Source organism: Brevundimonas sp. 'scallop' (assembly GCF_011045535.1).
GTDB classification, from domain to species: domain Bacteria; phylum Pseudomonadota; class Alphaproteobacteria; order Caulobacterales; family Caulobacteraceae; genus Brevundimonas; species Brevundimonas vesicularis.
Genome location: NZ_CP039382.1, coordinates 1017715 through 1044315 on the forward strand (window position 1 = coordinate 1017715; position 26601 = coordinate 1044315).

General features: G+C 66.2%; 19 protein-coding genes. 13 read left to right on the forward strand and 6 right to left on the reverse strand.

Annotation, left to right across the window (positions count from 1 at the left end):
• The first annotated feature begins 174 nt into the window (after positions 1–174).
• From E4341_RS05010 to E4341_RS05060, 11 genes are all read left to right on the forward strand, one after another.
• On the forward strand, positions 175–327 hold the full coding sequence (locus tag E4341_RS05010) for a hypothetical protein (protein WP_156494693.1): 153 nt from the start codon (positions 175–177) through the stop codon (positions 325–327).
• Between the two features lie 91 nt (positions 328–418).
• Complete coding sequence (locus E4341_RS05015; protein ID WP_165115642.1) at positions 419–2158, forward strand: dihydroxy-acid dehydratase; 1740 nt, start codon at positions 419–421, stop codon at positions 2156–2158.
• Between the two features lie 3 nt (positions 2159–2161).
• The gene (ilvC, locus tag E4341_RS05020) at positions 2162–3175 is read left to right on the forward strand and encodes a ketol-acid reductoisomerase (RefSeq protein ID WP_165115643.1); all 1014 of its coding nucleotides are present in this window, start codon (positions 2162–2164) and stop codon (positions 3173–3175) included.
• 19 nt (positions 3176–3194) lie between these two features.
• Positions 3195–4907, forward strand: coding sequence for an acetolactate synthase 2 catalytic subunit (gene ilvG, locus E4341_RS05025; protein WP_165115644.1), 1713 nt, complete (start codon positions 3195–3197; stop codon positions 4905–4907).
• 1 nt (position 4908) lies between these two features.
• The gene (locus tag E4341_RS05030) at positions 4909–5160 is read left to right on the forward strand and encodes an ACT domain-containing protein (protein WP_039244600.1); all 252 of its coding nucleotides are present in this window, start codon (positions 4909–4911) and stop codon (positions 5158–5160) included.
• On the forward strand, positions 5160–6410 hold the full coding sequence (locus E4341_RS05035; RefSeq protein WP_165115645.1) for a 2-isopropylmalate synthase: 1251 nt from the start codon (positions 5160–5162) through the stop codon (positions 6408–6410). The genes E4341_RS05030 and E4341_RS05035 overlap by 1 nt, the downstream gene beginning before the upstream one ends.
• Positions 6403–7815 (forward strand): 3-isopropylmalate dehydratase large subunit, encoded by a 1413-nt coding sequence (leuC, locus tag E4341_RS05040; RefSeq protein WP_165115646.1) that lies wholly within the window; start codon positions 6403–6405, stop codon positions 7813–7815. The genes E4341_RS05035 and leuC overlap by 8 nt, the downstream gene beginning before the upstream one ends.
• Positions 7808–8395, forward strand: coding sequence for a 3-isopropylmalate dehydratase small subunit (leuD, locus tag E4341_RS05045; protein ID WP_066624236.1), 588 nt, complete (start codon positions 7808–7810; stop codon positions 8393–8395). Before leuC ends, leuD begins: the two co-directional genes overlap by 8 nt.
• Positions 8392–9498 (forward strand): 3-isopropylmalate dehydrogenase, encoded by a 1107-nt coding sequence (gene leuB / locus E4341_RS05050; RefSeq protein ID WP_165115647.1) that lies wholly within the window; start codon positions 8392–8394, stop codon positions 9496–9498. Before leuD ends, leuB begins: the two co-directional genes overlap by 4 nt.
• A 280-nt stretch (positions 9499–9778) precedes the next feature.
• A complete protein-coding gene (locus E4341_RS05055; protein ID WP_255491273.1) occupies positions 9779–11059 on the forward strand; it encodes an ammonium transporter in 1281 nt (426 codons plus the stop codon).
• 72 nt (positions 11060–11131) lie between these two features.
• On the forward strand, positions 11132–11827 hold the full coding sequence (locus tag E4341_RS05060) for a TorF family putative porin (protein ID WP_165115651.1): 696 nt from the start codon (positions 11132–11134) through the stop codon (positions 11825–11827).
• A gap of 59 nt (positions 11828–11886) precedes the next feature.
• Here the strand turns inward: E4341_RS05060 and E4341_RS05065 are convergent, their stop codons facing one another.
• From E4341_RS05065 to E4341_RS05080, 4 genes are read right to left on the reverse strand one after another with little or no spacing between them, the layout of a single operon-like run.
• Positions 11887–14259 carry a glucan 1,4-alpha-glucosidase gene (locus tag E4341_RS05065; RefSeq protein ID WP_165115653.1) on the reverse strand — a complete coding sequence of 791 codons (2373 nt, stop codon included), beginning with the start codon at positions 14257–14259 and terminating at the stop codon, positions 11887–11889.
• A gap of 8 nt (positions 14260–14267) precedes the next feature.
• The gene (locus E4341_RS05070) at positions 14268–15209 is read right to left on the reverse strand and encodes an alpha/beta hydrolase (protein WP_165115655.1); all 942 of its coding nucleotides are present in this window, start codon (positions 15207–15209) and stop codon (positions 14268–14270) included.
• Positions 15206–16717: an MFS transporter gene (locus E4341_RS05075; RefSeq protein WP_165115657.1), complete on the reverse strand. Its 1512-nt coding sequence runs from the start codon at positions 16715–16717 to the stop codon at positions 15206–15208. The genes E4341_RS05070 and E4341_RS05075 overlap by 4 nt, the downstream gene beginning before the upstream one ends.
• Complete coding sequence (locus tag E4341_RS05080) at positions 16714–18780, reverse strand: glycoside hydrolase family 97 protein (RefSeq protein WP_165115659.1); 2067 nt, start codon at positions 18778–18780, stop codon at positions 16714–16716. Before E4341_RS05080 ends, E4341_RS05075 begins: the two co-directional genes overlap by 4 nt.
• A gap of 103 nt (positions 18781–18883) precedes the next feature.
• Between E4341_RS05080 and E4341_RS05085 the strand changes: the two genes are divergently transcribed.
• The gene (locus E4341_RS05085; RefSeq protein ID WP_017505134.1) at positions 18884–19897 is read left to right on the forward strand and encodes a LacI family DNA-binding transcriptional regulator; all 1014 of its coding nucleotides are present in this window, start codon (positions 18884–18886) and stop codon (positions 19895–19897) included.
• 5 nt (positions 19898–19902) lie between these two features.
• Here the strand turns inward: E4341_RS05085 and E4341_RS05090 are convergent, their stop codons facing one another.
• Together E4341_RS05090 and E4341_RS05095 are read right to left on the reverse strand one after the other, a co-directional pair.
• Positions 19903–21546: an alpha-amylase family glycosyl hydrolase gene (locus tag E4341_RS05090; RefSeq protein WP_240893619.1), complete on the reverse strand. Its 1644-nt coding sequence runs from the start codon at positions 21544–21546 to the stop codon at positions 19903–19905.
• Entirely contained in the window at positions 21543–23360 is a 1818-nt protein-coding gene (locus E4341_RS05095) for an alpha-amylase family glycosyl hydrolase (RefSeq protein ID WP_205751363.1), read from the reverse strand. Before E4341_RS05095 ends, E4341_RS05090 begins: the two co-directional genes overlap by 4 nt.
• A gap of 289 nt (positions 23361–23649) precedes the next feature.
• Here E4341_RS05095 and E4341_RS05100 point away from each other — a divergent pair, with 289 nt between their 5' ends.
• Positions 23650–26454: a TonB-dependent receptor gene (locus E4341_RS05100; protein ID WP_205751364.1), complete on the forward strand. Its 2805-nt coding sequence runs from the start codon at positions 23650–23652 to the stop codon at positions 26452–26454.
• Positions 26455–26601: the final 147 nt, after the last annotated feature.

Here is a 26601-nt window from a genome sequence, read left to right on the forward strand (position 1 = left end):
CGCACACGTAACATGATGTGATGTACGGTTACGCTTCGAAAACCGCCTGCGTCGGCTTGAGGTAAGAAACACCCCGAGCGAGGTTCTTTTCGATCCCTTGCGCAAAATTATTGCAACGGGGGTTGTGCGACTCCAGCGGCTATGGTTTCTTGGCGTCAGAACAGGGAGCCACCCGTGGCCACGATGACGCGCGACATGACGAAGGGACGCACCGCCAAGGCGGTCGCAGCCGTTCGCGCGCCGGTCGGCCTGGAAAGCCCCGTATTCCTCATTACCCTCGTACTTCTCGGCCTGCTTACGCAAGCGGCGTGGATGCACGCGACCTGACCCTAGACACACTCAGGATCGCCTCGCACCACCCCGCCTCCGAAAGGAAGCGGGGTTTTTAGTGCGCGGCGGTTCGAAACGAACCGGACCGATGACGCAAAATTCTACCTCCCAGCCCAGAAAGCCCAATGCGCGCAGCGCGGCGGTGACGGCTGGCCCGAACCGGGCGGCCGCCCGCTCTTATCTGCGCGCCGCCGGCATGCAGGACGCCGACTTCGACAAGCCGATGATCGGCATCGTCAACACCTGGTCGACGGTCACGCCGTGCAACATGCATCTGGACCGACTGGCTAAGGACGTGCGGGCCGGGATCATTGCGGCAAGCGGCTATCCGGTCGATTTCAACACAATCGTCGTCACCGACGGCATCTCGATGGGCACGGCGGGCATGAAGGCCTCGCTGATCAGCCGCGAGGTCGTCGCCGACTCGATCGAACTGGCCATCGAGGGCCACCAGCTGGACGGCGTGGTCTGCATCGTCGGCTGCGACAAGACGATCCCGGCGGCGGCCATGGCCCTGGCGCGGATGGATATCCCCGGCCTGGTCTATTACGGCGGCACCATCATGCCCGGCGTGATCGGGACTAAGGAGGTCTCGGTCCAGGAAGTGTTCGAGGCCATCGGCGCCCATTCGGCCGGCGCCCTGGACGACGAAGGTCTGAAGGCGGTCGAACAGGCCGTCTGCCCCGGCGCCGGGGCCTGCGGCGGCCAGTTTACGGCCAACACCATGGCCATGGCCCTGTCGGTCATGGGCATCAGCCCCATGGGCGCCAACGACGTGCCCGCCGTCGATCCGAACAAAACCGCCGAGGGCGAGCGTTGCGGTCGCCTGATCGTCGAGCGCGTCTTTTCCGGCGACACGGCCCGCAAATACATCACCCGCGCCAGCCTGAAGAACGCCGCCGTCGCGGTCTCGGCCTCGGGCGGGTCGACCAATGCGGTCATGCACCTGACGGCCATCGCGGCGGAGGCCGGCGTCGAGTTCGGCGTCGAGGACTGCCACCAGGCCTGCGTCGAGGCGCCGGTCATCTGCGATCTGAAGCCGGGCGGCCGCTTCCTGGCCTCGCACCTGTTCGCCGCCGGCGGCACCCGTCTGGTCACCCAGCGGATGGCCGAGGCGGGCAAGATCGTGAACACCCCCACCGTCACCGGCCGCAGCCTGTTCGCAGAGGCGGCCGAGGCGGAGGAGACGCCGGGTCAGGTGGTCGTGACCACCTTCGACGCCCCTGTGATGGATCGCGGCAGCTTCGCCGTCATCTATGGCGATGTCGCCCCGGAAGGCGCGGTCATCAAGCTGACGGGCCACAAGGTTGACACGTTCGAAGGTCCGGCCTGCGTCTTCGACTCAGAGGAAGACGCCTTCCACGCCGTTCAAGACGGATCGGTCGGCGAGGGCGACGTGATCATCATCCGCTACGAAGGACCCAAGGGCGGTCCGGGCATGCGTGAGATGCTGCAGGTCACCGCCGCCCTGAAGGGCCGCAAGATCGACAACGTCGCCCTGCTGACCGACGGCCGTTTCTCGGGCGCCAGCTACGGCTTCGTCGCCGGGCACGTCTCGCCGGAAGCCGCCGTGGGCGGCCCGATCGCCCTCATTCGCGATGGTGATCGCATCACCATCGACGTCACCAACCGCCGCATCGACGTCAATGTCGATCTGGCGACGCGCCGGGCGGGCTTTACGCCCCACGTAGTCCGCCCGGCGCGAGGTGTCTTCGCCAAATACCGCGCCTCGGTCGCCTCGGCCGCCCAGGGCGCCGTCACCATTCCCAATCCGCCGCCGGCCCAAATCCCGGCAAGCCACAAAACCAACGCTGCTCAGGACGCCTGACCCATGGCTATCACCATCTACACCAACGAAGACATCAAGCCGGGCGCCATCGCCGGCCAGCGCATCGCCATCATCGGCTACGGCTCGCAGGGTCGCGCCCATGCACAGAACCTGAAGGACAGCGGCCATGACGTGGTCGCCGGCGTCCGTCACGGCGGCACGGGCTGGAAACACGCCACCGCCGACGGCGTGCCGACCGCCGAGCCGGCCGAGGCCGTCAAGGGCGCCGACATCATCGCCATCCTGACCCCCGACATGGTTCAGGGCGACGTCTATCGCGACATCATCGAGCCGAACGCCAAGGAGGGCTCGGCCCTGCTGTTCGCCCACGGCTTTTCGATCATCTACGAGCGCATCACGCCGCGCGAGGATATGGACGTGATCCTGGTCGCGCCGAAGGGACCGGGCGATCTGGTCCGTCGCGAGTTTCAGCGCGGTCGCGGCGTGCCTAGCCTGTTCGCCATCGAGAAGGACGTGACCGGCAAGGCGCGCGATCGGGCCATGGGCTACGCCAAGGGCAATGGCGGCGCGACCGGCGGCCTGCTGGAAACCACCTTCCGCGAAGAGACCGAGACCGATCTGTTCGGCGAACAGGCCGTCCTGTGCGGCGGCGCCAAGGAGCTGGTCATCCAGGGCTTCAACACCCTGGTCGAGGCCGGCTACCAGCCCGAGATCGCCTATTTCGAATGCCTGCACGAGCTGAAGCTGATCGTGGACCTATTCTACGAAGGCGGCATCTCCAAGATGCACCACTTCATCTCGGAAACCGCCAAGTACGGCGCGGTCGCCAGCGGCCCGCGCGTCGTGACCGAAGAGACCAAGGCCCGCATGAAGACCATTCTGGACGAGATCCAGGACGGCACCTTCGCGCGCAACTGGATCGCCGAGAACGAGGCCGGCAAGCCGCAGTACGAGGCCTGGCTGAAGGCGGACCGCGAGAGCCAGATCGAACAGGTCGGCGCGCGTCTGCGCGAACGCATGGCCTGGCTGAACACGCCCAAGGCCGAAGCGGCCTGATCGCCGCCTGAACGACCGGATGACCCTGATGACCGCCGCCGCCTTCAAACCCTCAGCCGAGACCGCTCCCCAGTCGGGTGCGCGTCTGCTGGTCTCCACCCTGGAGCGGCTGGGGGTGGAGGTGGTGTTCGGCTATCCGGGCGGCGCCATCATGCCGGTCTATGACGCCCTGGCCGGCTCCAAGCTGAAACACATCCTTGTCCGCCATGAGCAGGGCGCGGCCTTTTCGGCCGACGCCTATGCCAGGAAGAGCGGCAAGGTCGGGGTCTGCATGGCGACGTCAGGCCCCGGCGCCACCAATCTGGTCACCGGCATCGCCAATGCGATGATGGATTCGGTGCCGATCGTCTGCATCACCGGCAATGTCGCTCAAGGCCTGATGGGCACCGACGCCTTTCAGGAAATCGACATCCTGGGCGTCACCCTGCCGATCGTGAAACATTCGATCCTGGTCCGCTCGGCCGCCGAGGTTCCGGCCGCGATCGAGGAAGCCTTCCATATCGCTCGCTCGGGCCGCCCCGGGCCGGTCCTGGTCGATCTGCCAAAGGACGTGCAGTTCGAGACGACCGCGGACGACTACGGTTTCTCGATTCCCAACGAGACGCCGCGCGTCGATCACGACGCCATCGCCGCCGCCGAGGCCGCGATCCGGGCGGCGAAGAAGCCGTTGGTCTATATCGGCGGCGGAGTGAAGATCGGTGGCGCGACAAAAGCCCTGCGCGCCTTCGTCGCCGCGACCGGCATCCCCCAGGTCTCGACCCTGAACGCCCTGGGCACCATCCCGACCGATGCGCCGGGCATGCTGGGCATGCTGGGCATGCACGGCACGCGCGCCGCCAACCACGCGGTGCAGGACAGCGATCTGTTGATCGTCGTCGGGGCCCGGTTCGACGACCGCGCGACCGGCAAGCTGGCCGAGTTCGCGCCCAATGCCCGCATCGTCCATTTCGACATCGACGCCTCGGAAGTCGGCAAGCTGCGCAGCGCCAATGTCGCCGTCGTCGGCGAGCTGCGCGAAGGCGTTGAGGCGCTGACCGCGCGCATGCGGTCGGGCGCGGCGCTGGACATCCAGGCCTGGGCCGACGACTGCGCGCGCGCGGCCGAATCCGGCGCGCACCGCTATGACGCGCCGGGTGAGGGGGTCTATGCGCCCGCCCTGCTGAAGGAAATCTCGGAAGCGGCGGGCGATGACTTCGTTGCCGCCTGCGACGTGGGCCAGCATCAGATGTGGGCGGCCATGCACTGTCGCTTCGCCAAGCCGGAAGCCCACATCACCTCGGGCGGTCTGGGCGCGATGGGCTTTGGCCTGCCCGCCGGCATCGGGGCCAAGCTGGCCGATCCGTCCGCGACGGTCGTCACCATCGCCGGCGACGGCGGCTTCATGATGAACATCCAGGAGCTGGCGACGCTGAAGCGTTACGGCATCCCGTTGAAGATCGTGCTGATCGACAATTCCTCGCTGGGCCTGGTGCGCCAGTGGCAGGAGCTGTTCTTCGCCGAGAACTATTCCGAGATCGACCTGTCCGACAACCCGGACTTCGTGAAGGTCGCCGAAGCCTTCGGCATCGAGGCCTTCCGCATCGATCGCCGCGATCAGGTGTCCGACGGCATCCAGCGCCTGCTGGCCGCCGACGGTCCCTGCCTGGCCCATGTGGTCATCGACCCCCGAGACAACGTCTGGCCGCTGGTTCCGCCGGGCAAGAGCAATGCTGAAATGATGGAGGGCTCCTGAGATGAGCAACACGATCCACATCCAGATCGACCGTGCGGACGGTTCGCTTCAGCGTCTCATCGGCCTGGTGGAGCGCCGGGGCTTCCACATCGACGGCATGGCCCTGGCTGACGAGGGCGCCTTCCGCCGCATCGCCCTGACGGTGCGCGGCCGCGACGCGGGCCGCTGCATGGACAACCTGGGTCGCCAGATCGACCGGCTGTTCGGCGTGCGTCGCATCAGCAACGACATTATTCAATCCGAGGCCGCGTGATGATTAACCCCGAAAGCGTACGCGTATCGGGCGTATCCCGCACCGAGGAGATCGCCGCCGATCCCAACCGCGTCATCGTCTTCGACACGACGATGCGGGACGGGGAACAGGCTCCGGGCTTCTCGATGAGCGCCCAGGCCAAGGTGAAGATGGCCCAGGTTCTGCGGGACCTAGGCGTTGACGTTATCGAGGCCGGCTTCGCCGCCGCCTCGACGGGTGACGAGGACTGCATCCGCCGCGTGGCGGGCGAGGTCGAGGGACCGATCTTCTGCTCCCTGTCGCGCGCCAACGAGAAGGACATCGACGCCACCTTCCGCGCCCTGGCGCCGGCGCCGAAATCCCACCGTCGCTGCCACACGTTCATCGGCACCAGCCCGATCCACCGCACCGCCAAGCTGAAGATGTCCACCAATGAGGTGTTGTCGACGGCCGTGCGGTCGGTGGAATACGCCCGCAGCCTGTTCGACGACGTAGAGTTCTCGGCCGAGGACGCCTTCCGCACCGAGCCGGAGTTTCTGGCCGATGTGCTGGAAGCCGCGGCCGACGCGGGCGCCCGGACCCTGAACGTGCCCGACACCGTCGGCTATGCGACGCCGGAAGAGGTGTGCGAACGTTTCGCCGCTCTGGCCGCGCGCATCAAAAAACGCCATCCGCACGTGATCTTCTCGGCCCACTGCCACGACGACCTGGGCATGGCGGTCGCCAACTCTTTGGCCGCCATTCAGGGCGGGGCGCGTCAGATCGAGGGCGCGATCAACGGCATCGGCGAACGGGCCGGCAATGCCTCGATCGAAGAGGTCATCATGGCGCTGAAGGTCCGCGAGGACCGTTACGGCGTCACGACCGGCGCCGACAGCCGTCACCTGGTGCGCGCCTCCAAGATCCTGTGCGAGATCACCGAGACGGCGATCGCCCGCAACAAGTCAGTGGTGGGCATCAACGCCTTCGCCCACGAGGCGGGCATCCACCAGCACGGCATGCTGGCCGACAGCCGCACCTATGAGATCATGCGGCCCCAGGACGTGGGCTTCGAGGGCAGCTGGTTCGTGCTGGGCAAGCATTCGGGCCGTCACGCCATCGCCAAACGCGCCGAAACGATCGGCCGTCCCATCGAGGGCGAGCGGCTGGCGGCGGTGGTCGCGGGCTTCAAGTCGCGCGCGGATCAGATCGGCGAGATCAATGACGCCGAACTGATCGCCATCATCGACCGGGTCGATGGCGTGTCCGAGTTTGTGGCCCAATATGCCTGATCCCAAGACCCTGTTCGACAAGGTGTGGGACGCCCACGTCGTGCGGTCGGAAACGGCCGATACGCCGGGGGTGCTGTATATCGACCTGCATCTGGTCCACGAAGTCACCAGCCCCCAGGCCTTCAGCGAGATCGAGGCGCGCGGGCTGAAGGTGCGCCGACCCGACCGGACCTATGCGACCCTGGACCATTCGACGCCGACCCTGCCGGCGGGGCCGAACGGGTTGAAACCCTATGTCACCGCCCAAGCCGAGGCTCAGGTCCATACGCTGGAGCGCAACTGCGCCGCCCACGGCGTGCCGCTGGCGGGGTGGGATTCGGACGATCGCGGCGTGGTTCATGTCATGGGGCCGGAACTGGGCCTGACGCAGCCGGGCATGACGGTGGTCTGCGGCGACAGCCATACGGCGACGCACGGCGCCTTTGGGGCTTTGGCCTTCGGCATCGGCACCTCGGAAGTCGGTCACGTGCTGGCGACCCAATGCCTGTTGCAGCGCAAGGCCAAGGCCATGCGGGTGACGGTGGACGGAAAGTTGCAGCCTGGCGTCTCGGGCAAGGATGTCGCCCTAGCAGTCATCGCCGCCATCGGTTTCGGCGGCGGCACCGGCTATGTCATCGAATACGCGGGCGAGGCGGTGCGGTCGCTGGACATGGAAGGGCGCATGACCCTGTGCAACATGTCCATCGAGGCCGGCGCGCGGGCGGGCATGATCGCCCCGGACCAGACCACCATCGACTGGCTGCGCGGCCGCAAGCACGTTCCCGCCGACTATGAGGCGGCGACCGCCGAATGGCTGAAACTGGCGACGGATCAGGGCGCGACCTTCGACAAAGAAGTGACCATCGACGGCGCCGCTATCCGACCCATGGCGACCTGGGGCACGACGCCGGATGCGGGCGCGCCCATCGGCTCGCCCGTGCCGCAACCGCAGTCGGACTCAGACCGCAAGGCCATCGCCTATATGGGCTTCACGGCCGGGGAGGCGACGACCAGCCAGCCGGTGGATGTCGTTTTCATCGGCTCCTGCACCAACGGGCGCCTGCCCGATCTGCGCGCCGCCGCCGAGGTGCTGCGCGGCCGCAAGGTCAAGCCGGGTCTGCGCATGCTGGTGGTGCCGGGGTCCGAGGCCGTGCGTCGCGACGCCGAGGCTGAAGGCCTGGATCAAGTCTTCATCGCCGCCGGGGCCGAATGGCGCATTCCCGGCTGTTCGATGTGCATCGCCATGAATGGCGATTTCGTCGCGCCGGGCCAACTGGCCGTATCCACATCGAACCGCAATTTCGAAGGCCGCCAAGGCAAGGACGCCCGCACCATCCTGGCCAGTCCAGCGACGGCGGCGGCGACGGCGGTCGCTGGCGTGCTGACCGATCCGCGCGTCTTTCTGAAGGAGGTCGAGCATGTCTGAACCCTTCCAGGTGCTGACCTCCAAGACCGTGACCCTGAGTCAGGCCAATATCGACACCGACCAGATCATTCCGGCACGTTTCCTGACCACGACTACGCGCGAAGGACTGGGCAAGGCCGCCTTCTATGACTGGCGTTACGAGGACGACGGCTCGGAAAAACCCGAGGCCATCTTGAACCGGATCGATCCGGCCGAGCATCGCATCCTGCTGGCGGGCCGGAACTTCGCCTGCGGTTCGTCGCGCGAACATGCGCCTTGGGCCCTGCTGGACTATGGGTTCCGGGCGGTGATCTCTACCGAAATCGCTGACATTTTTACATCGAATGCGCTGAAAAACGGCCTACTGCCCATCGTCGTCAGCCAGGCGGTTTGGGACGATCTGGCGTCGCAGCCGGACCAGCCGGTTACGATCGACCTCCAGGCCAATCAGATCCAGCGCGGCAATGCCGAACCCGTGCCGTTCGGGGTCGAATCCTTCGCCCGCCAATGCCTGCTGGACGGGGTGGACACCCTGGGCTGGCTGCAAGCAAACATGCCTGAAATCGAAGCCTACGAGCGATCGAAAGAGACCGTAAGATGAGCACCGCCGCCACCAAGACCTACAACATCGTCCTGCTGCCCGGCGACGGAGTCGGATCGGAGGTCACGCGGGCCGCGCGTGATGTTTTGCGGGTCATCGGCGACTTCTATGGTCACCATTTCGAGTTCGCCGAGCATCTGATCGGCGGCGCTGCCATCGACGAGACAGGCGAGCCCTTGCCCGAGGCGACGCGCGCCGCCTGCGTCGCGTCCGACGCTGTGCTGCTGGGCGCGGTCGGCGGGCCGAAATGGGATGGCGGCAAGGCGCGTCCGGAACAGGGACTGTTGGCGATCCGCAAGGCGATGGGCCTGTTCGCCAATCTGCGGCCGTTGCAGGTGTCGCCGGTGCTGGCGCACCGCTCCCCGCTGAAGAAGGAGATCGTCGAGGGCGTCGATCTGATCGTCTTCCGCGAACTGACCGGCGGCGTCTATTTCGGCGAGAAGACACGCACCGCCGACCGCGCCACCGACCTGTGCGAATACACCGTGCCGGAGATCGAGCGGGTGACCCGCGCCGCCTTCCAGACCGCCCAACAGCGTCGCGGCAAGGTGACCTCGGTCGACAAGGCCAATGTCATGGAGACCAGTCGGCTGTGGCGCGAGGTCGTGACCCGCATCCATGCCGAGGAGTTCCCAGACATCACCCTGGAGCACGCCCTGGTGGACTCCATGGCCATGCACCTGATCCGCAAGCCGCGCGAATACGACGTCATCCTGACCGAAAACATGTTCGGCGACATCCTGTCGGACGAGATCTCTGTGCTGGGCGGCTCCATCGGCCTGTTGCCGTCGGCGTCGCTGGGCGCGGGCGGGCCGGGTCTGTTCGAGCCGATCCACGGCTCGGCGCCGGACATCGCCGGTCAGGATCTGGCCAATCCGGTCGGGACCATCCTGTCGGCGGCCCTGCTGCTGCGTCACAGCCTGAAACTGGAGGACGAGGCGGATTCCATCGAGGCCGCGGTCGCCGCCGTTCTGGCGGCCGGTGCCGTGACGGCCGATCTGGGCGGCGCGCTGGGCACGCGCGCGGCGACCGAGGCCGTTATCGACGCCATCCGCGCCATCCACTGGGCGGCGGCGCATCGCGTGCAGATGCATTGGGCCTGACGGCTGGCACTGACGCTGAAAATCCTGCCGCAGAGCTTGGCTACGTTGGCATGCTCAATCTGACATCGGGCCGTATGATCGAAGGATCGTGCGGTCCTGATCTTTTTGTTCGTGACCGTTGCAAGAAAGTTGCGCCGTTCACGGTCTAGCCTCTTGCGCCTATCGCAAATGCGGTAAAATCTTCGCAACTGCGAGATTGCATAGGGGGTACTAGCTCATGTCGCAGACCACGAAACGACTTACGGGAGCGGCTGCGCTCCTGCTTCCCACACTCTGTCTGATGGCTGCCGGCGCGGCGAATGCGCAGGACGCCGCGCCCGCCTTGCTCGGCCACCAGGCCGCGCGTGAGCTGGACAGCGCTGGCGCCTCATGGCTCGGCACCTCGACCGCCCTGGTTCTGCTGATGACCCTCCCCGGTCTGGCGCTGTTCTATGGCGGCATGGTGCGCAAGAAGAACGTCATCGCCACCATCACCCAGTCCGTCGGCGTCTTCGCCGTGGTGTCGCTGGTGTGGTTCATCGCCGGCTATAGCCTGGCCTTCGGCAAGAACGAGAGCGCCGGCCTTCAGCCCTTCATCGGCAGCCTGGACATGCTGTTCCTGAACGGCGTGTCGCTGAAGACAGCCAACGCCCTGCTGCCGGGCATTCCCGAGTTCCTGTTCATCTCCTTCCAGATGACCTTCGCCATCATCACCCCGGCGCTGATCACCGGCGCCTTCGCCGAGCGGTTCAAATATTCGGCGCTGTTGCTGTTCACCGCCCTGTGGTCGCTACTGGTCTATGCGCCGATCTGCCACTGGGTCTGGGGCGGCGGTTTCCTCGGTTCGGCGGGCGTGCTGGACTTCGCGGGCGGCGCGGTCGTTCACGTCAACTCGGGCGTCGCGGGCCTGGTCTGCGCCATCTTCCTCGGACGGCGTAAGGGTTACGGCACAGAGGTCATCACCGCGCACAATCCCGTCCTGACCATGATCGGCGCTTCGCTGCTGCTGGTCGGCTGGATCGGCTTCAACGCCGGTTCGGCGGGCGCCGCCAACGACCTGATGGGCGTGGCGCTGCTGAACACAATCCTGGCCGCCGCCGCCGCCGCCCTGACCTGGAAAATCGTTGAATACATCGAGAAGAAGAAGGTCTCGCTGATCGGCATGCTGTCGGGCGTCGTCGCCGGTCTGGTCGCCATCACCCCGGCGGCCGGCTTCGTCGATCCCAAGGGCGCGGTCATCATCGGCCTGATCGCCGGTCCGGCCTGCTACGCCTCATCGGTGTGGATCAAGAAGCTGCTGCGCTACGACGACAGCCTGGACGCCTTCGGCATCCACGGCGCGGGCGGCCTGATCGGCGCCCTGCTGACCGGCGTGTTCGCCACGACCGCGATCAACAGCCTGTCGGAAGGCGCCAACGTCGGCGCCCAGGCCCTGGGCCTGCTGTGGACCATCGTCTACAGCGCCGTCGGCACCCTGATCATCCTGTTCATCTGCAAGTTCACCACGGGCCTGCGCGTGAGCGAAGCGGAAGAAGCCGCCGGTCTGGACACCTCGCTGCATGGCGAGGCGCTGGAACACTGATGGAGACCGGGGCGCGGCTCCCAAACCCGCGCCCGGCCTCGACCTCGAATAACGACAACAAGGGGATAGACTATGAAAAAGACCATCATCCGCGCGGCCGCCGCCGCGACCCTCGCCGCAGGACTTATTGGCCTCGCCGCGCCAGCCTCGGCCCAGAGCACCGTCGATGTCGCCTGGAACGTCGGCGCCGTCAGCGACTATGTCTTCCGCGGCTTCAGCCAGACCAGTGAAAATTCCGCCATTCAGGGCGGCGTCGATCTGACCTCGGGCAGTTTCTACGCCGGGGCCTGGGCCTCCAACGTCGACTTCGGCGACGACACCGATGCGGAAGTCGACCTTTACGGCGGCTATCGCACGGAGGCGGGCGGTTTCGCGCTCGACTTTGGCGCGATCGGCTATCTGTATGTCGGGGAACCGGACGGCGCGGACTATAACTACGCCGAGTTCAAGGCTGCGGCCTCGCGCGCGGTCGGTCCCGCCACGTTTGGCGCGGCCGTCTATTACTCGCCCGACTTCTTCGGTGCGGACAAGGAAGCGACCTATGCCGAGGTCAACGCCGCCTTCTCGCCTGCGCCCAAGTGGACGGTATCGGGCGCGCTCGGCAAGCAATGGCTCGACGTCAGCGACGACTATACCACTTGGAACGTCGGCGTCGGCTATGCCCTGACCGACAAGGTGGGCGTCGATGTCCGCTATCACGACACCGATGTGGACGGCGTGCCCGGCGCCGAAGATCGGATCGTCGGGGCTGTGAAGCTCACCTTCTGAGCCACGTCAGTGTGAAATGAGAACGGCCCCGGAGAGCGATCTCCGGGGCCGTTTTCGTATCAGCGAGCGTAGCGGTCGTGGACGGGGTCGTAGCTGTCCCAGACCTTACCGTCGGCGAGTGACCGCAGCAGCTTCAGATATTCCGCGTGGGTCCAGGCAAGCGGGGTCGCCGAGTCCGTATTCTGACCCACGGCGTAATCCTTGGCCGTCGGGTTTCCGACGCCGTCCCACACCTGTTCGGCCAGCATCAGCCCGCCGTTGGCGAACCGCTCCATGCCGCGCACATAGGTCTGACGAATGGCGGCGATGTCGGCGGCCGAGGGGGCGCCGTTCACGCTGACGCGCGCCAGCTCATAGTGACCGCGCTCGCCCGTGAAGAAGGGCCAGACCCGACCGCGCTGACCGGGGCTCATCTCCCCGCCGACGCCGTAGTTGGCGCCCGTCCGATGGTCCTCGCCATAGCCGTCGACGCCATAACGGCGCCAGCCCGGGGTCTTGTCGCCCTCGGGACCGAAGTCGTAGCGAACCCGATAAAGCGGTTCCAAGGACTGGTCGTCATAGACGGGCAGGGTTGCCAGGATGTGCGGATCGTCGGCCTTGCGCACGCCATAGCGCACCAGCTCGAGGAAGCCGCCGTCCACGACGCGGTCTTCGGCCGGAGCGATCTGGCCGTTGGCGGCGCCGATCGGGGCCTTGTCGTTCGGGTTTTCGTTCTGAGTGATGCGGATGAAGTAGCGACCGTCGCCGAAGTCGCCGTTGGTGGTGAACATCCGGTCTTCGATCTTGGACGCATAGCTGTCGGCCGCGATCTGGTAGCGCGTCGCGTCGGCGGCGTCGCCCGAGGCGCGCGCCATTTCGGCGGCGACCGTCAGGCCCGCGACCACGGCGGCGGTGGAGGACGGAGAATAGCCCTGCTGCTCCTCCCAGCGTTCCTGCTGAGTGAAGGGCGGCTTGATCTCCGCGTCGTTCCACATCAGCCCGATCTTGCCGCCGTCCACCAGGAAGTCGGCCGCCGGCTTCAGCATGGACCGATAGTGTTCGGTCATCTGGGCGTCGGACAGCCAGCCCATCTTCCACAGACGATAACCCAGCATGATCGGCATGGCGGTCTGGTCCAACTGGACCGCGACCCACTCCAGTTCGCCGTCCACGTGCGTCTTCTGCAGGAACCAGCCGCCGACGCCGGTGTTGCCCGGCGTGTTCGGGCCGACTTGGACTTGGGGCAGATAGTTGAAGGCCGCCAGCGGCGTCTCCTTGTCGCCTAGCGCCGCCAGAGCCATCGCCACCTGATAGAAGTCACGCGGCCAAACGGCCTTGTAGCCTGTCGAGGACTTCGACGCGTCCACCGTGTTGCCCCACGGGTTCGACAGTGACGCGATCAGGGCGCCGGCGTGGGTGCGATCCTCCTGCACCTTGAGCATCAGGGCCGAGGCGTAGGCCAGCTTGCCGCCGTCGGTCGCCTGCTCGGCGATGCGCGGCAGTTCAGTGAGAGAGGCGACATAGTCCTCCCAACCCACGCGCTCACCCTCGCCGTTGAAGCGGGCCAGCACCTCGTCCAGACCGGTGGCGAACGAACCGTCCGCGGCGGCGCGCGCCTCGGCCTCGCTCGCGCCGAAGCCGATGACGAAATCACGCGTGATCCGGCTGCTTTGGCGCAGGCGCGGCAGAGCCCCGGTCATCATCGTATTGCCGGCCTCATCGCCGGTGGAGGCGTAGGTCCAGTCCAGCTTGCCGTCCTTTAGATCGGTCAGGCCGTCCGAGGCGCCGACGAAGCCGACGCTGGCCTTTTCGAAGGCCTCGCCGGGCTTCAGGAACAGGTGGGTGTCGCCTTCCCACGCGTGGAAGCCGTCGCGCGTGACCCGACCGCGATCGTCGACGCCCGTGTTGGCGATGTGCGGCTCCAGCATCAGATAGGGCGTCACATCGCCCTTCAGCGCCGTGATGGTGACGCGCAACACCAGGGCGTTGCGGTCGGGATCGCTGAAGATCTGCTTCTTGATCTCAAAGCGGCCGTTCTTGTCCTGCGTCGTTACGCGATAAGCCGGCGAGAGTGGACGTCCCTGGGCGTCGACGTGCAGATATTCGGTGCGGCTGGTTGTGTCGTCGCCTTCGACGACCAGACCGTCCTGGGTCACGCCGGCGAAGCGCAGGGCCTTGATCTGGGCCTCATGGATCAGGCCGTACATGGTCTCGGTCAGGACGCCGTCGGCGACGGAATACCAGACCTTGGACACCGCGCCGGTCGGGCCGCCGTCGCGATACTGGCCATCAACATAGGCCTCGTAGGATGCGCCGGCGCCGGTTTTGGCCGCGCTGGACCAGACGGGCGGGGCGCCGGGCGCGCCGGGGGCGACGCCCGATTGGGCGCTCGCGGCGGAAGCGAGGGCCAGGCCGGCTGCGCCGGCGAGGCAGAAGGTACGGAAGTGACGCATTGTGGTCCTCACGGGTTGCGCGTGGGGGCGGGGGAAAGAAGGAAGGTCAAAGGCACGTCCAGGCGCTGGTTCCAGGATGCTTCATTGTGCTGAGCGCCGGGGAAGACCAGGCTGCGGAAATCGCCGGGGCCGTAGCCGCGACGGCGGAAGGTCTGGTCCACCTGGGTCTGGAAGACGGCGTAGAACTGATCCAGCGTTTCGTCGCCCCGGTCGAAATAGAAGCGGTGGTCGCCCGGCTCGGGCAGGCCGCGTTCGATCACGCCGGTCCAGCCCGCGACCAGACGTTCGCGCCAGGCGTCCAGCGTCGCGCCGGGCTCAAGCCCTTCGACCTTCAGCGGCCAGTGGGTGGACAGACAGGCGGCGGCGGAAAAGACCTGCGGCTGTTTCATCACCGCATACATGGAGATCAGGCCGCCCATGCTGGAGCCGGCGATCATCGTGTCCTGCGGGCCAGTCAGGGTGCGGTAGGCGCCGTCGATGAAGGGCTTCAACTCCTCGACCAGGAACCGCAGATAGCCGTCGGACAAGGACGGGCCGCCGTAAATGGCCTGGACCTCGTCGCGCATGTCGGCGGGTAGGGCGGCGATCAGGTCGGCGGGGACATACTCCCTCAGCCGCAGGTCGGTGTTCCAGATCCCCACCACGATCGGCGTCCGCACCTGACCGCTTTCGATCAGCCGCGTGAGATGCTCGTCCACGCCCCATTCGCCGAAGTTGGCCGTGGCCGGATCGAACAGGTTCTGGCCGTCATGCATGTAGAGGACAGGCCACGCGGCGTCGGACGCCTCGTATCCGGGCGGCAGCCAGACCGAGACGTTGCGCGCCTTCACATGGGCCGACGCGACCGCCTCATGCAGCACCAGCCGCCCGCCTGCGATGGCGCCCTCAGCACCCGCCTCGCCGGCGAAGGGCAGGGCGGCTATAAGGGCCAGAAGACCCCGACGGTTCATCCGCGATGCTCCTTGACCATCAGCGCGCTGGCGGCGGCCAGGACGAAGGAGACGGCGCCCAGCACAAAGGCCCAGATCGCCTGACCATCGAACAGGGTCTTCAGGATCAGGCCCAGAACCGTCGCGGCCAGCAGCTGGGGCACGACGATGAAGATGTTGAAGACGCCCATATAGACGCCCATTTTTCGGTCCGGCACCGCCGCCGACAGGATGGCGTAAGGCATGGAAACGATCGACGCCCAGGCGAAACCGACGCCGATCATCGGCAGCCACAGCAGTCCGGGTTCGCGGATGGCGAAGACGCCGAACAGACCGGCGGCGCCAAGCATCAGCATCAGGGCGTGGGTCGCCTTGCGTCCGATCCGTCTGGCGATGACCGGGAGGGTGAAGGCCGCCAGGGCCGCCACGCCGTTGTAGACCCCGAACAGAACCCCCACCCAGTCCGCGCCCGTGGCGTAGGCGGCCGAGGTGGTGTCGGTCGCACTGTAATGGACGCGGGTCACGGCCGCGGTGGTGTAGATCCACATGGCGAACAGGGCGAACCAGCTGAAGAACTGAACGACAGCCAGGCCGCGCATCGTCTCGGGCATGCGGAAGATGTCGTTCAGGATTTCGGTCGCGGCGTTGGTGATGCGGCGTCGCTGCATCATGCCGACGGCGATCTGCAGCAGGCCGAACCCGGCGAAGAAGCCCGCCAGGATCAGCAGCTCCTTCTCCAGATCGAGCGCGCCGATCAGCACGAAACCCAGCCCGCCGAGGACGGTGCAGACCAGGCCCGAAGTCATCCAGCCCTGGACGCTGCGAGCCGGCGCTTCGGCCTCGACGGGCGCGCTCGGCGCGTCGTCTCGGGCGCGTTCGAAGGCCGCGATCTGTTCGGGGCTGTATTCCTTGGTCGACAGCACCGTCCACAGCACGGCCGAGAACAGGCCGGCGGCGCCGACGTAGAAGGCGATCTTGACCGACAGGGGCACCACGCCCGCCTCGGCGGTCGAGGCGATGTCGAAGACGTTGGACAACAGCCACGGCAGGACCGAGGCGAAAACCGCGCCGGCGCCGATGAAGAAGCTCTGCATGGCATAGCCGGCGGTGCGCTGCTCCTCCGGCAGGTTGTCGCCGACGAAGGCGCGGAACGGCTCCATGGTGATGTTGATCGAGGCGTCCATGATCCACAGCATGGCCGCGGCGAACCACAGGCTGGGGCTGTTGGGCATGGCGATCAAGGCCAGGGTGGTGGCGATGGCCCCGACCAGGAAATAGGGTCGCCGCCGGCCGAACCGGGTCCAGGTCTTGTCGCTGAAATGGCCGATGATCGGCTGGACCAGCAGACCCGTCAGCGGCGCGGCGATCCACAGGATCGCCAGGCTGTCGACCTCGGCGCCCAGCGTCTGGAAGATGCGGCTGGTGTTGGCGTTCTGCAGGCCGAAGCCGATCTGGATGCCGAAGAAGCCGACGCACATGTTCCAGATCGCCAGGCCGGACAGGCGCGGGCGGTGCGAGAGCAGGGTCATCCGCGTCGCGCCCGGCCGATCGGCACGAACCGGATGGCCTGACCGCCGCCAGGGGCCAGCGCCAGGGTCAGGGTGTCAGACGACGTCACCTCGCGCTGCTCGATGACGATGTCTTCGCGCTTGCCGCGATAGTCGGCGTCCGGCCCGTCGCGGTAGATTTCGGCGCGGTAGCGGCGGCCGGCGTCCAGGAAGTCGAGCGGGGCCTTCAGCACGCGCGGATGCTCGTCGGTGACGGCGCCCAGGGCCCAGACATCCGTGCCGCGCTGCTTGCGAACCGTGACGACATAGTCGCCCATGGAGGCGTCCAGCGTGCGGCTCTTGCTCCAATCGACCGGCACATCCTTGATGAACTGGAACGGGCCAGGGTTGGCCTCGTAGTTGACCAGCAGATCCGCCGCCATCTGGATCGGGCTGTAGATGACGACATAGAGCGCCAGTTGTTTGGCCCAGGTCGTCTGCACGCCGCCGGGGCTGCGGGTCTCCATGCCGAAGATGCCGGGCGTATAGTCCATCGGCCCGGCCAAGAGGCGGGTGAAGACCAGGTTCGGCTCATGCTCGGGCGGATTGCCGGGATTGCCCCAGGCCGAATATTCCATCCCGCGCTGGCCCTCGCGGCTGATGATGTTCGGATAGGTGCGGCGAAGGCCGGTGTCCTTGAACGGCTCGTGAGCGTTGACGGCGACCTTGTGGCGATAGCCGGCCTCGACCACGCGCATGTGGTGCTGGGCCATCGCCTGGCTCTCGTGCCAGGCCATGACCATCTGTCCGTCCGGCCCGGCGACGCGGGCGCCTTGCGCGTCGGCGACGTAGCCCGTCTTCACCGAATGGACGCCGAGGCGCTCATAAAGCGCCATGGCCGGCTCGAGCTGCTGCTCATAGTGGAAGGCGTTGCCGCCGGTTTCGTGGTGGCCGATGAGCTGCACGCCCTTGGACCGCGCGTGGGCGCAGACCGCCTCAATGTCGAAGTCGGGATAGGCTTCGGTGAAGCTGAAGTCCGAACCGTTGGCGAACCACTGGCCGTCCCAGCCCTTGTTCCAGCCCTCGACCAACACCCCGCCCAGGCCGTGTTCGGCTGCGAAGTCGATATGTTTGATCGCATTCTCGGTGGTCGCGCCGTGCTTGGGACCGGAGTTCCAGGTCTTCAGGTCCAGGTGCATCTCCCACCAGACGCCGACGTATTTCATCGGCTTGAACCAGCTGACGTCGCCCAGCGTGTTGGGCTCGTTCAGGTTCAGGATCAGGCTGGAATCCAGCAAGCCCGCGGCGCTGTCGGAGATTTGCAGGGTCCGCCAGGGCGTGTTGAACGGCGCCTCGCGCACTACCGCCGCATTGGTGAGGCCCGGCGTCAGCTGAGCGCGGAACTTCGTTTCCTCCGACCGGCGCAGGTTCATCCCTGCGTAGTCGATGCAGGCGGCCTCGTGGATGGAGACGTGCAGGCCCGACTGGCCCCGAACCGTCATCGGCGTCTGGGCGCTGCCGACAGCATTGATGGGCGTGCGGCTGTAGAGATATTCCTCGCGGTTCCACTCCCAGGCCGGGCACCACAGGGCCTCGCCGTTTTCGGCCAGGTTGAACTCGGTGATCTCCGAACCGATCCGGACGGTGGTCAGGCCGGCCTGCTGCGGGAACTCGTAACGGAAGCCCAGACCGTCGTCGTACAGACGGAAGACAACGTCCACGCGGCGTTGCAGGCCGCCGGTCTCGGCATAGGTGACGCGCCATTCGTTGTAGTGGTTGCGGATGAACTGCCGCTCGCCCCACGGCTGCTCCCAGGTGTCGTCGATCGTGACCGGCTGGCCTGCGGTCAATGTCAGGCCGCGCTCAATGGCCGGGGCGTCAGTCAGCAGGAAACCCAGCTTGGACGGCGCCACGACGACCCGGCCCTGACGCAGCACCGAATACATCGGCCGCCCGTCATTGTCGGTGAAGGCCTCGACGGTCAGCACGCCGCCGGGCGAGGACGCCCGGGCATGGTTCGGCGCGGTCTGGGCGCGCACGCCCGTGGCCCCCAGAGCAAGGATCGATACGCCGCCAAGGGCCAGGAAGGATCTGCGCTGCATCATGGGAACTCCGTTACGCCGCCTCTTGCCAACCGCCGCGAACGGTGGCTGAAATATTTGCAGAAAATTTTGCAGCTTCACCATGCTGCTGTGAGGACCCGCGACCTTGAGCCGCAAGACAACCCGTCTGGAAGACATCGCGCGCCTGGCCGGCGTGTCCATCGCCACCGCCTCGCGCGCCCTGAACGACAGCCCCGCCGTCAACGATCGCACCAAACAGACGATCTGGAAGCTGGCCAAGGAACACGACTATCCGTTCCGCCGCCATATGCCCGCCGGCCCGATCGGCGCCCAGGGCACCATCGCCCTGGTGGTGCCGCGTCCACAGGGGCGCGAAGGGCGCCTCAGCGACCCCTTCTTCTTGGAGCTTCTGGCTGGGGTGGGCGAGGCGGCGCGCGAACGCGGCTGCGACCTGCTGATGAGCCATATCTCGCCCGCCAACTATGACGAGCTGTCGGCCGCGCTGAACACCAGCCGGGCGGACGGCGTGATCTTCCTGGGCCAATCCAGCCTGCACTCGGCCTTCAACCGGCTGGTCGACGCCGATCATCGTTTCGTCGTCTGGGGCGCCGAACTGCCTGATCAGGACTATTGCTCCATCGGATCGGACAACATCTCGGGCGGGCGCCGCGCGACGTTGCATCTGGCGCGGCTGGGGCGAAAGCGCATCGTCTTCCTGGGCGATCTGGATCCGCCCGAGGCCATGCAGCGGCATCGCGGCTATCTGGACGCCTTGAGCCAGAGCGGGCTGGACGTGGACGCCGACCTGATCGTGCCTGCGCATTTCGAGGTCGAATCCGCCGAGGCCGCCGTGGACGCCCTGATCCGACGCGGGCTGGATTTCGATGGCGTCGTGGCTGCGTCCGATCAGATCGCGCTCGGAGCCGTAAGGGCGCTGCTGCACGCCGGCGTCGAGGTGCCGGGCCAGGTCTCGGTCATCGGTTTCGACAATGTGCCGTTCAGCCGCTACTCGCGCCCGGCGCTCAGCACCATCGCCCAGGACACGATGAAGGCCGGCCGGTTGATGGTGTCCAAACTGCTGGATCACGGCGGCGCCGCAGCAGGCCGTTCCGAGCGCGTTCCGACCGAGCTGATCGTTCGCGAGACCTGCGGCGGCTGACCCCGTCATCCGGCGTCGGCGAAGATCAGGCCGGCCAGCGGCCTCAACGTCGATCCGTCCACCTCAGTCCAGTTGACCGCCGCGATCCGGCGCGCACCGGCAGGCGCAGACCAGTCCACAGCCTCAAAGCCCAGGTTGAACACGCACAGCAGACGCTCGCCGCCCTCGGCCCGTTCGAACCGGCGGAAGACCACCAGATCGCCCGCGCTCTCGATCTCCAGCCCTCCGGTCCGCAGCGCCGGATGGGCCTGACGCAGGGCGATGATGCGGCGCGCGGCGTGCAGGATCGAGGTCGGGTCCGCCTCCTGCGCATCCACGGCCAGCGACAGATGGCGCGGATCGACCGGCAGCCAGGGCTCCACAGTCGAGAAGCCGGCGTTGGGCGCCGAGGCCACCCAGGGGATCGGCGTGCGGGCGCCGTCGCGGCCCAGAGTCTCAGGCCAGTTGGCGATGGCCTCGGGATCGACCAGCCGCTCAAACGGCACCTCGGCCTGAGGCAGGCCCAACTCTTCGCCCTGATAGACGAAGACATTGCCGCGCAGGCACATCAGCAGCAGCAGGGCCATTTCCGAGAAGGCCTTCTCGTCCCGGCCCTTGGCCCAACGCGACACTGCGCGCGGCGCATCGTGGTTGGAGAAGGTCCAGGACGGCCAGCCCTCGCCCTGCTGATCCGGCCACATACCATCGCCCACGCCGATCAGTTCGCTCTTCAGCGTATCGGCGTAGAGATAGAGGAAGCCGTAGGCCGAGTGCAGACGGTCGTTCCCGGCGGTGAATTCCTTCATCTCGCGATCGGCGTGATCACCGCCGACCTCCGCCACCGTGAACCGGCCTTCATAGCTGTCGGTCAGGGCGCGGATGCGGTTCAAGAAGCCGATGATGTCAGGGTGGGACTGATTGTAAATCTTGTCCTGGAAATCGAACGGCCGCGTGCGCTTCTTGCCGTCTTGGATCGGCGGATTGTCGCGCAGGGACGGGTCATGGATGGCGAAGTTGATGGCGTCCAGACGGAAGCCGTCCACCCCCCGATCCAGCCAGAACCGCGCCGCCGAGATCAGGGCGTCCTGAACCGCCGGGTTCCTGACGTTCAACTGCGGCTGAGAGGCCAGGAAGTTGTGCATGTAGTACTGGCCGCGCCGCGCGTCCCAAGTCCAGGCCGGGCCGCCGAACACCGACTGCCAGTTCGAGGGCGGCGAGCCGTCCGGCTTGGCGTCGGCCCAGACATACCAGTCGGCGTGGTCGCCGTTTCGGCTGGCGCGGCTGTCGGTGAACCAGGGATGTTCGTCCGAGGTGTGCGAAAACACCTGATCGATGACGACCTTCAGCCCCAGGGAATGGGCGCGCGCGATCAGAGCGTCGAAGTCGGCCAACGTGCCGAAGATCGGATCGACGTCGCAATAGTCCGACACGTCGTAGCCAAAGTCCTTCATCGGCGATGTGAAGAAGGGCGACAGCCAGATGCCGTCGACGCCTAGAGAGGCGACGTGGTCGAGGTGCTGGGTGATCCCCTTCAGATCGCCGACGCCGTCGTCATTGGAGTCGGCGAAGCTGCGCGGATAGATCTGATACAGCACCGCGCCGCGCCACCAATCGTGAGCCAATGCGGGGGCGGCGTCAGCCGCGGAAAGATCGAGGGGCAGGGCAGTCACGGCACGCTCTTGCAGACGAGGTAATCGAGGGGGGGCACGCGAACGGCGACGCTGGCGGGTGCGGAGGATTCGGGTGCGCAATCGCCGCGCAGAGCTTGCCACCGCATTGAACCGGGCTCCACCTCGACTTGAGCAGCGACGGGCGTAGTCGAGCTGTTGAACAGGGCCAGGATCTCCGATCCGTCCTCGCCGACGCGCGACAGGGCGAACAGACCGGGCTTGTCACCATAGGCGCGCACGACCTGACGGCCGCGTCGCAGGGCCGGCTCTGCGGCGCGGATGCGGGTCATCTCTGCGATCGCCTGGTAGAGGGGCGCGTCCGTGGAATAGGCTGGCTGGCGACCGCCAACGGGCGTCTCGTTCGCATAGACCGGCGTGCGGCTGGGCCACATGTCCTGGCGCGAGTTTCCGTATCCGCCCGCGCCGGCGAAGCCCTGTTCATCCCCGTAATAGAGCGTGGGCACGCCCCGGCTGAACATCATCAGGGCATGGGCCAGTCTGATGCGCGCCAGCACCTCGGCGTCGTCGGCGTTCGGATTGGCCTGTTTCACGAAGAAGCCGACCCGGCCCATGTCATGGTTGCCGAGGAAGGTCGGCAGGATGGCGGCGGTCTCGGCGCCCTTGTCATAGATCGTGTCGGCGTCGAACAGCTTGGCCAGGGCGTCGGTCCCGACCTTGCCGGCCGCCACATCGGTCGCCTGCTTCTGGAACGGGAAGTCCAGCACCGCCGGATAGCCGTCGACCCGCGTGAACCGAGCCGTCACCGCCGGATCGGGATCATAGACCTCGCCGAAGATGTGGAAGTTCGGAATGCCCTTGGCTTCGGCGCGGGCGATCATGGCGGGGATGAAGGCCTGCCAGAAGCCCGGGTTCACATGACGGGCGGTGTCTATGCGGAAGCCGTCGATCCCGTATTTGTCGATCCAGCCGCCGAAGATGTCGATCATGCCCTGGATGACCACCAAGTCCTCGGTCAGCAGGTCGTCCAGCCCGGCGAAGTCCCCGTCCAGGCTGCTTTCGCCGGTGAAGGTGCTCTCGCCCCGGTTATGATAGTGGATCGGGTCGTTAAGCCAGGCCGGAACCTTGGCGTTCTCCTCGCCCGCCGGGACATAGGGGGTGTAGGCGTAGTCGGGCTGGGTCAGGCGCGAGAAGTCGCGACCGTCAAAGCCCTCATTGATCGGCGCACCGTCGACGCCGCCGCGACGGGTGTAGGGATAGTCGGCGCGGCTGCGATAGGCGCAGCGACCCTCCGGGCATTCGCGATGCTGGATGACGTCGGCGGTGTGGTTGGCGACGATGTCCAGATAGACCTTCATCCCGCGCGCATGGGCCGCCTGAACCAGAGCGCGCATCGCCGCCTCGTCGCCGAAGTGCGGATCGACGGCGGTGAAGTCGGTGATCCAATAGCCGTGGTGCGCCGCGCCGGTGTAGTCGCCGTGGCTCTGCACCGGCTTGTTCTTGAACACGGGCGCCAGCCAGACCGCCGTCGCGCCGAGGCCATGGATATAGTCCAGCTGTTGGGTCACGCCCGCCAGGTCGCCGCCATGATAGAAATCGGTATCGGCCGGATCGAACCCACTCTTCAGCCGGTCGGCGGCGTAACCGCCGTGGTCGTTCGTGGCATCGCCATTGGCGAAGCGATCCGGCAGCAGGAAGTAGATTACCTCGTCCTGAGGCAGGCGTTGACGCAGGGCTGACAGGGCGTCTTCGGCCTGGCGTGTTTCCGCCGCAGCCGGCGTTGCAAAGCCGCTCAGCAGAGCCGCCGCCGCCATCGCCGCGTGCAGCCCGGCCCTTCTGGGGGTTCCCCTCGCCATGACGCTCACTCCCTTGCGTCTGGAAAGTGCAAAGCCTTCCAGATCGATTTGCAAGATTTTGCAGCAATGTGCGAGGCTGTCAACGCGTCGCTGAATTGCTGCAATGCGTCACGGAAATGGCGAGAAGCGGCAAATTCGCACGTGCCGACGGCCTCTAAGCCGGCTTGAAGTGCGACGGAAATCAGACCTCTGCATTAACTGCTTGCAACATTCCCAAAGATTTGCATACTTTTGCGACGGCTTCAGATCGCGACGTTCAGAATCGCGGTCAGCCCCAGGGAGGATGACCATGTTCCAACGTCTCAACCGGCGCGCGCGCCTGCTATCCGGCGTCGCCTTCGGCGCCGCCGCCCTGATGGCGGTCGGCTCGGCCCACGCACAAACCGCGCCCGCCACGACGGCGCAGGCCGACGACCAAGCCACCGAAGTCGGCGAAATCGTCGTCACCGGCATTCGCCGTTCGATCGAAGCCGCGATCAACGCCAAGGCCAACAACACCTCGATCGTCGAAGTCATCTCGGCCGAAGACATCGGCAAGCTGCCGGATGTCTCGATCGCCGAATCCCTTGCGCGCCTGCCGGGCGTGACGATGCAGCGCCTCGACGGCCGCAGCCAGGCGATCTCCATCCGTGGCTTGGGCCCCGACTTCACCACCGCCCTGCTGAACGGGCGCGAACTGGTCACCACCGGCGACAACCGCGGCGTCGAGTTCGACCAGTTCCCCGCCGAACTGCTGAACAGCGTCGTCGTCTACAAGACCCCGGACGCGGCCCTGATCGGCCAGGGCCTAGGCGGCACTGTCGACCTGCGCACCGTTCGCCCGCTGGCCTACGGCCGCCAGGCCATCGCCATGAACTACCGCCACGAGTGGAACGAGATCGGCGCCCTGAACTCGGGCACGACCGACAACGGCGACCGCTACACCATCTCCTACATCGACCAATTCCTGGACGGCACCCTGGGCGTGGCCCTGGGCTATGCCCACATGAGCTCGCCCTATCAGTCGGAGCGCTTCAACGCCTGGGGCTATCCCAACTACACGGACGGCAACCTGCTGACCGGCGGCGTGAAGCCCTATGTGATGTCGTCGGAGCTGGAGCGCGACGGCTATATGGGCGTGCTGGAATGGCGCCCGAACGATCGCATCCACTCGACGATCGACGCCTTCTATTCCGAGTTCAAGAACACCCAGGTCCTTCGCGGCATCGAATTCCCGCTGGCGTGGGGTGGTTCCTCTGGTGATTGCACCGTGAACGTCCCGTCGGCGGTCTGCCGTCCGGCGCCGTCGCTGCGTCCCGGCTACACTGCCGAAGACGGCCTCATCGTCGCCGGCACCTGGGACAACATCAAGGGCGTGGTCCGCAACGACCTGAACAAGCGCGACAGCAACATCACCGCCTTGGGCTGGAACACCGAGTTCACGCTCAGCGACGACTGGTCGGCGAACCTGGACCTCAGCTATTCGAAGGTCGAGCGCAACGACATCATCCTGGAAACCAACGCCGGCACCGGCCGCAACATCAATGGCGCGCTGGACACTCTGGGCTTTGAACTGACCGACTATGGCGTCACCCGCTTCACCAGCCGTCTGAACTACGCCGATCCGAACCTGATCAAGATCACCAGCCCGCAAGGCTGGGGCGGCGACGTCATTCCGGGCGGTCAGGCAGGCTATATGAACACGCCCTCCATCGAAGACGAGATCAAGGCGGCTCGCTTCTCCGTAACGCGCCAACTGCACCAGAGCCCGTTTAAGTCGATCGACTTCGGCGCCAACTATACCGAGCGTCAGAAGAGCTTCGTCAACGATCAGTTCTATCTCGGCGTCCCCGGCGGCGGCGATTTGACCGTTCCTTCGGCCTTCCTGCTGGACCCGACCGACCTTGGCTATCTCGGCATCAGCGCCGTGCTGAGCTACGACGCTCTCGGCCTGGTCAACAGTGGCGCGCTGAACCGCGTCCGCAACCCGAACGCCGACGTCACCGCAGGCAACTGGGAAGTGACGGAAAAGGTCTCGACCGCCTACGTCCGCGCCAACATCGATCACAACCTGTTCGGCCGAGCCCTGACCGGCAACGTCGGCATGCAGTTCGTCTATACCGACCAAAGCTCCAGCGGCTTCTCGGCGCGGCAGGTCGGACCGGGCGTCTCCGAGACCATCGCGGTGACGGGTGGCGACGAATATCTGGAGATTTTGCCTAGCGCGAACTTCATCCTGGAAACCGGCGAGGACATGTTCGCGCGTCTAGCGGTTTCGCGCACCCTGGCCCGTCCGCGCATGGACGATATGCGCGCCTCGCGAAACTACAGCTATAACCCCAGCTTGGCCCAATCGACCGACATCAACCGTTCCCCCTGGGGCGGCGGCGGCGGCAACCCGGAACTGCGGCCGTACATCGCGGACGTGATCGACGTGTCGTTCGAGAAGTATTTCGCCAACCGCAAGGGCTACATTTCGCTGGCGGCTTTCTACAAGAACCTGGAAAGCTACGTCTTTAATCGCAATCAGATCTTCGACTTCACCGGCTATCCGATCGGCGTGATTTCGCCGACAAACCCCGAGCCGGCCTTGCGCCAAGGCCTGGTCGGCGCGCCTGACAACGGCGAAGGCGGCTGGATCAAGGGTCTTGAGCTTTCGATCTCGGCGCCGTTCGACATCTTCCATCCTGCCCTGGAAGGTTTCGGCGCCCAGTTCAGCGCTTCGACCACGGACAGCGAAGTCCAGCCCGATCCGACCCAGGCCCCGACCGCTCTGCCGGGTCTGTCGGAAAACGTGATCAACGGCTCGCTCTACTACGAGCGCTATGGCTTCCAGTCGCGGATTTCGGCCCGTTATCGCTCGGATTACCTGGGCGAGGTCGCCGGCTTCGGCAACGGCCGCACCCTGCGTTCGGTGGCCGCTGAAACGGTCGTCGACGCCCAGGTCGGCTATGAGTTCCAGTCCGGTCCGCTGGAAGGCCTGTCGGTTCTGGCTCAGGTCAACAACCTGACCGACGAGCCGTTCAAGACCTTCGAGAACGGCGATGAGCGCCGGACCATCGACTATCAGCACTACGGCCGCACCTTCGCGGTCGGGCTGAACTACAAGTTCTGATTTCCCCTCTCTTCTGAGCAAACTTGGGCCGCCGCGTTCGCGAGGCGGCCCTTTTCTTTGCCTGCGACCCGGCGCGGCGGAAAAGTTTCGTTACAGAGTACGCTTTTCGGCTGGACGCGCCTTTCGCGATGGCCGAACCAAGCAGGA

Excerpts from the sequence above, each read along its gene's own strand:
- E4341_RS05015 (WP_165115642.1), top strand. The coding sequence starts at position 419 with ATGACGCAAAATTCTACCTCCCAGCCCAGAAAGCCCAATGCGCGCAGC.
- ilvC (WP_165115643.1), top strand. The coding sequence starts at position 2,162 with ATGGCTATCACCATCTACACCAACGAAGACATCAAGCCGGGCGCCATC.
- ilvG (WP_165115644.1), top strand. The coding sequence starts at position 3,195 with ATGACCCTGATGACCGCCGCCGCCTTCAAACCCTCAGCCGAGACCGCT.
- E4341_RS05030 (WP_039244600.1), top strand. The coding sequence starts at position 4,909 with ATGAGCAACACGATCCACATCCAGATCGACCGTGCGGACGGTTCGCTT.
- E4341_RS05035 (WP_165115645.1), top strand. The coding sequence starts at position 5,160 with ATGATTAACCCCGAAAGCGTACGCGTATCGGGCGTATCCCGCACCGAG.
- leuC (WP_165115646.1), top strand. The coding sequence starts at position 6,403 with ATGCCTGATCCCAAGACCCTGTTCGACAAGGTGTGGGACGCCCACGTC.
- leuD (WP_066624236.1), top strand. The coding sequence starts at position 7,808 with ATGTCTGAACCCTTCCAGGTGCTGACCTCCAAGACCGTGACCCTGAGT.
- leuB (WP_165115647.1), top strand. The coding sequence starts at position 8,392 with ATGAGCACCGCCGCCACCAAGACCTACAACATCGTCCTGCTGCCCGGC.
- E4341_RS05055 (WP_255491273.1), top strand. The coding sequence starts at position 9,779 with ATGGCTGCCGGCGCGGCGAATGCGCAGGACGCCGCGCCCGCCTTGCTC.
- E4341_RS05060 (WP_165115651.1), top strand. The coding sequence starts at position 11,132 with ATGAAAAAGACCATCATCCGCGCGGCCGCCGCCGCGACCCTCGCCGCA.
- E4341_RS05065 (WP_165115653.1), bottom strand. The coding sequence starts at position 14,259 with ATGCGTCACTTCCGTACCTTCTGCCTCGCCGGCGCAGCCGGCCTGGCC.
- E4341_RS05070 (WP_165115655.1), bottom strand. The coding sequence starts at position 15,209 with ATGAACCGTCGGGGTCTTCTGGCCCTTATAGCCGCCCTGCCCTTCGCC.
- E4341_RS05075 (WP_165115657.1), bottom strand. The coding sequence starts at position 16,717 with ATGACCCTGCTCTCGCACCGCCCGCGCCTGTCCGGCCTGGCGATCTGG.
- E4341_RS05080 (WP_165115659.1), bottom strand. The coding sequence starts at position 18,780 with ATGATGCAGCGCAGATCCTTCCTGGCCCTTGGCGGCGTATCGATCCTT.
- E4341_RS05095 (WP_205751363.1), bottom strand. The coding sequence starts at position 23,360 with ATGGCGAGGGGAACCCCCAGAAGGGCCGGGCTGCACGCGGCGATGGCG.
- E4341_RS05100 (WP_205751364.1), top strand. The coding sequence starts at position 23,650 with ATGTTCCAACGTCTCAACCGGCGCGCGCGCCTGCTATCCGGCGTCGCC.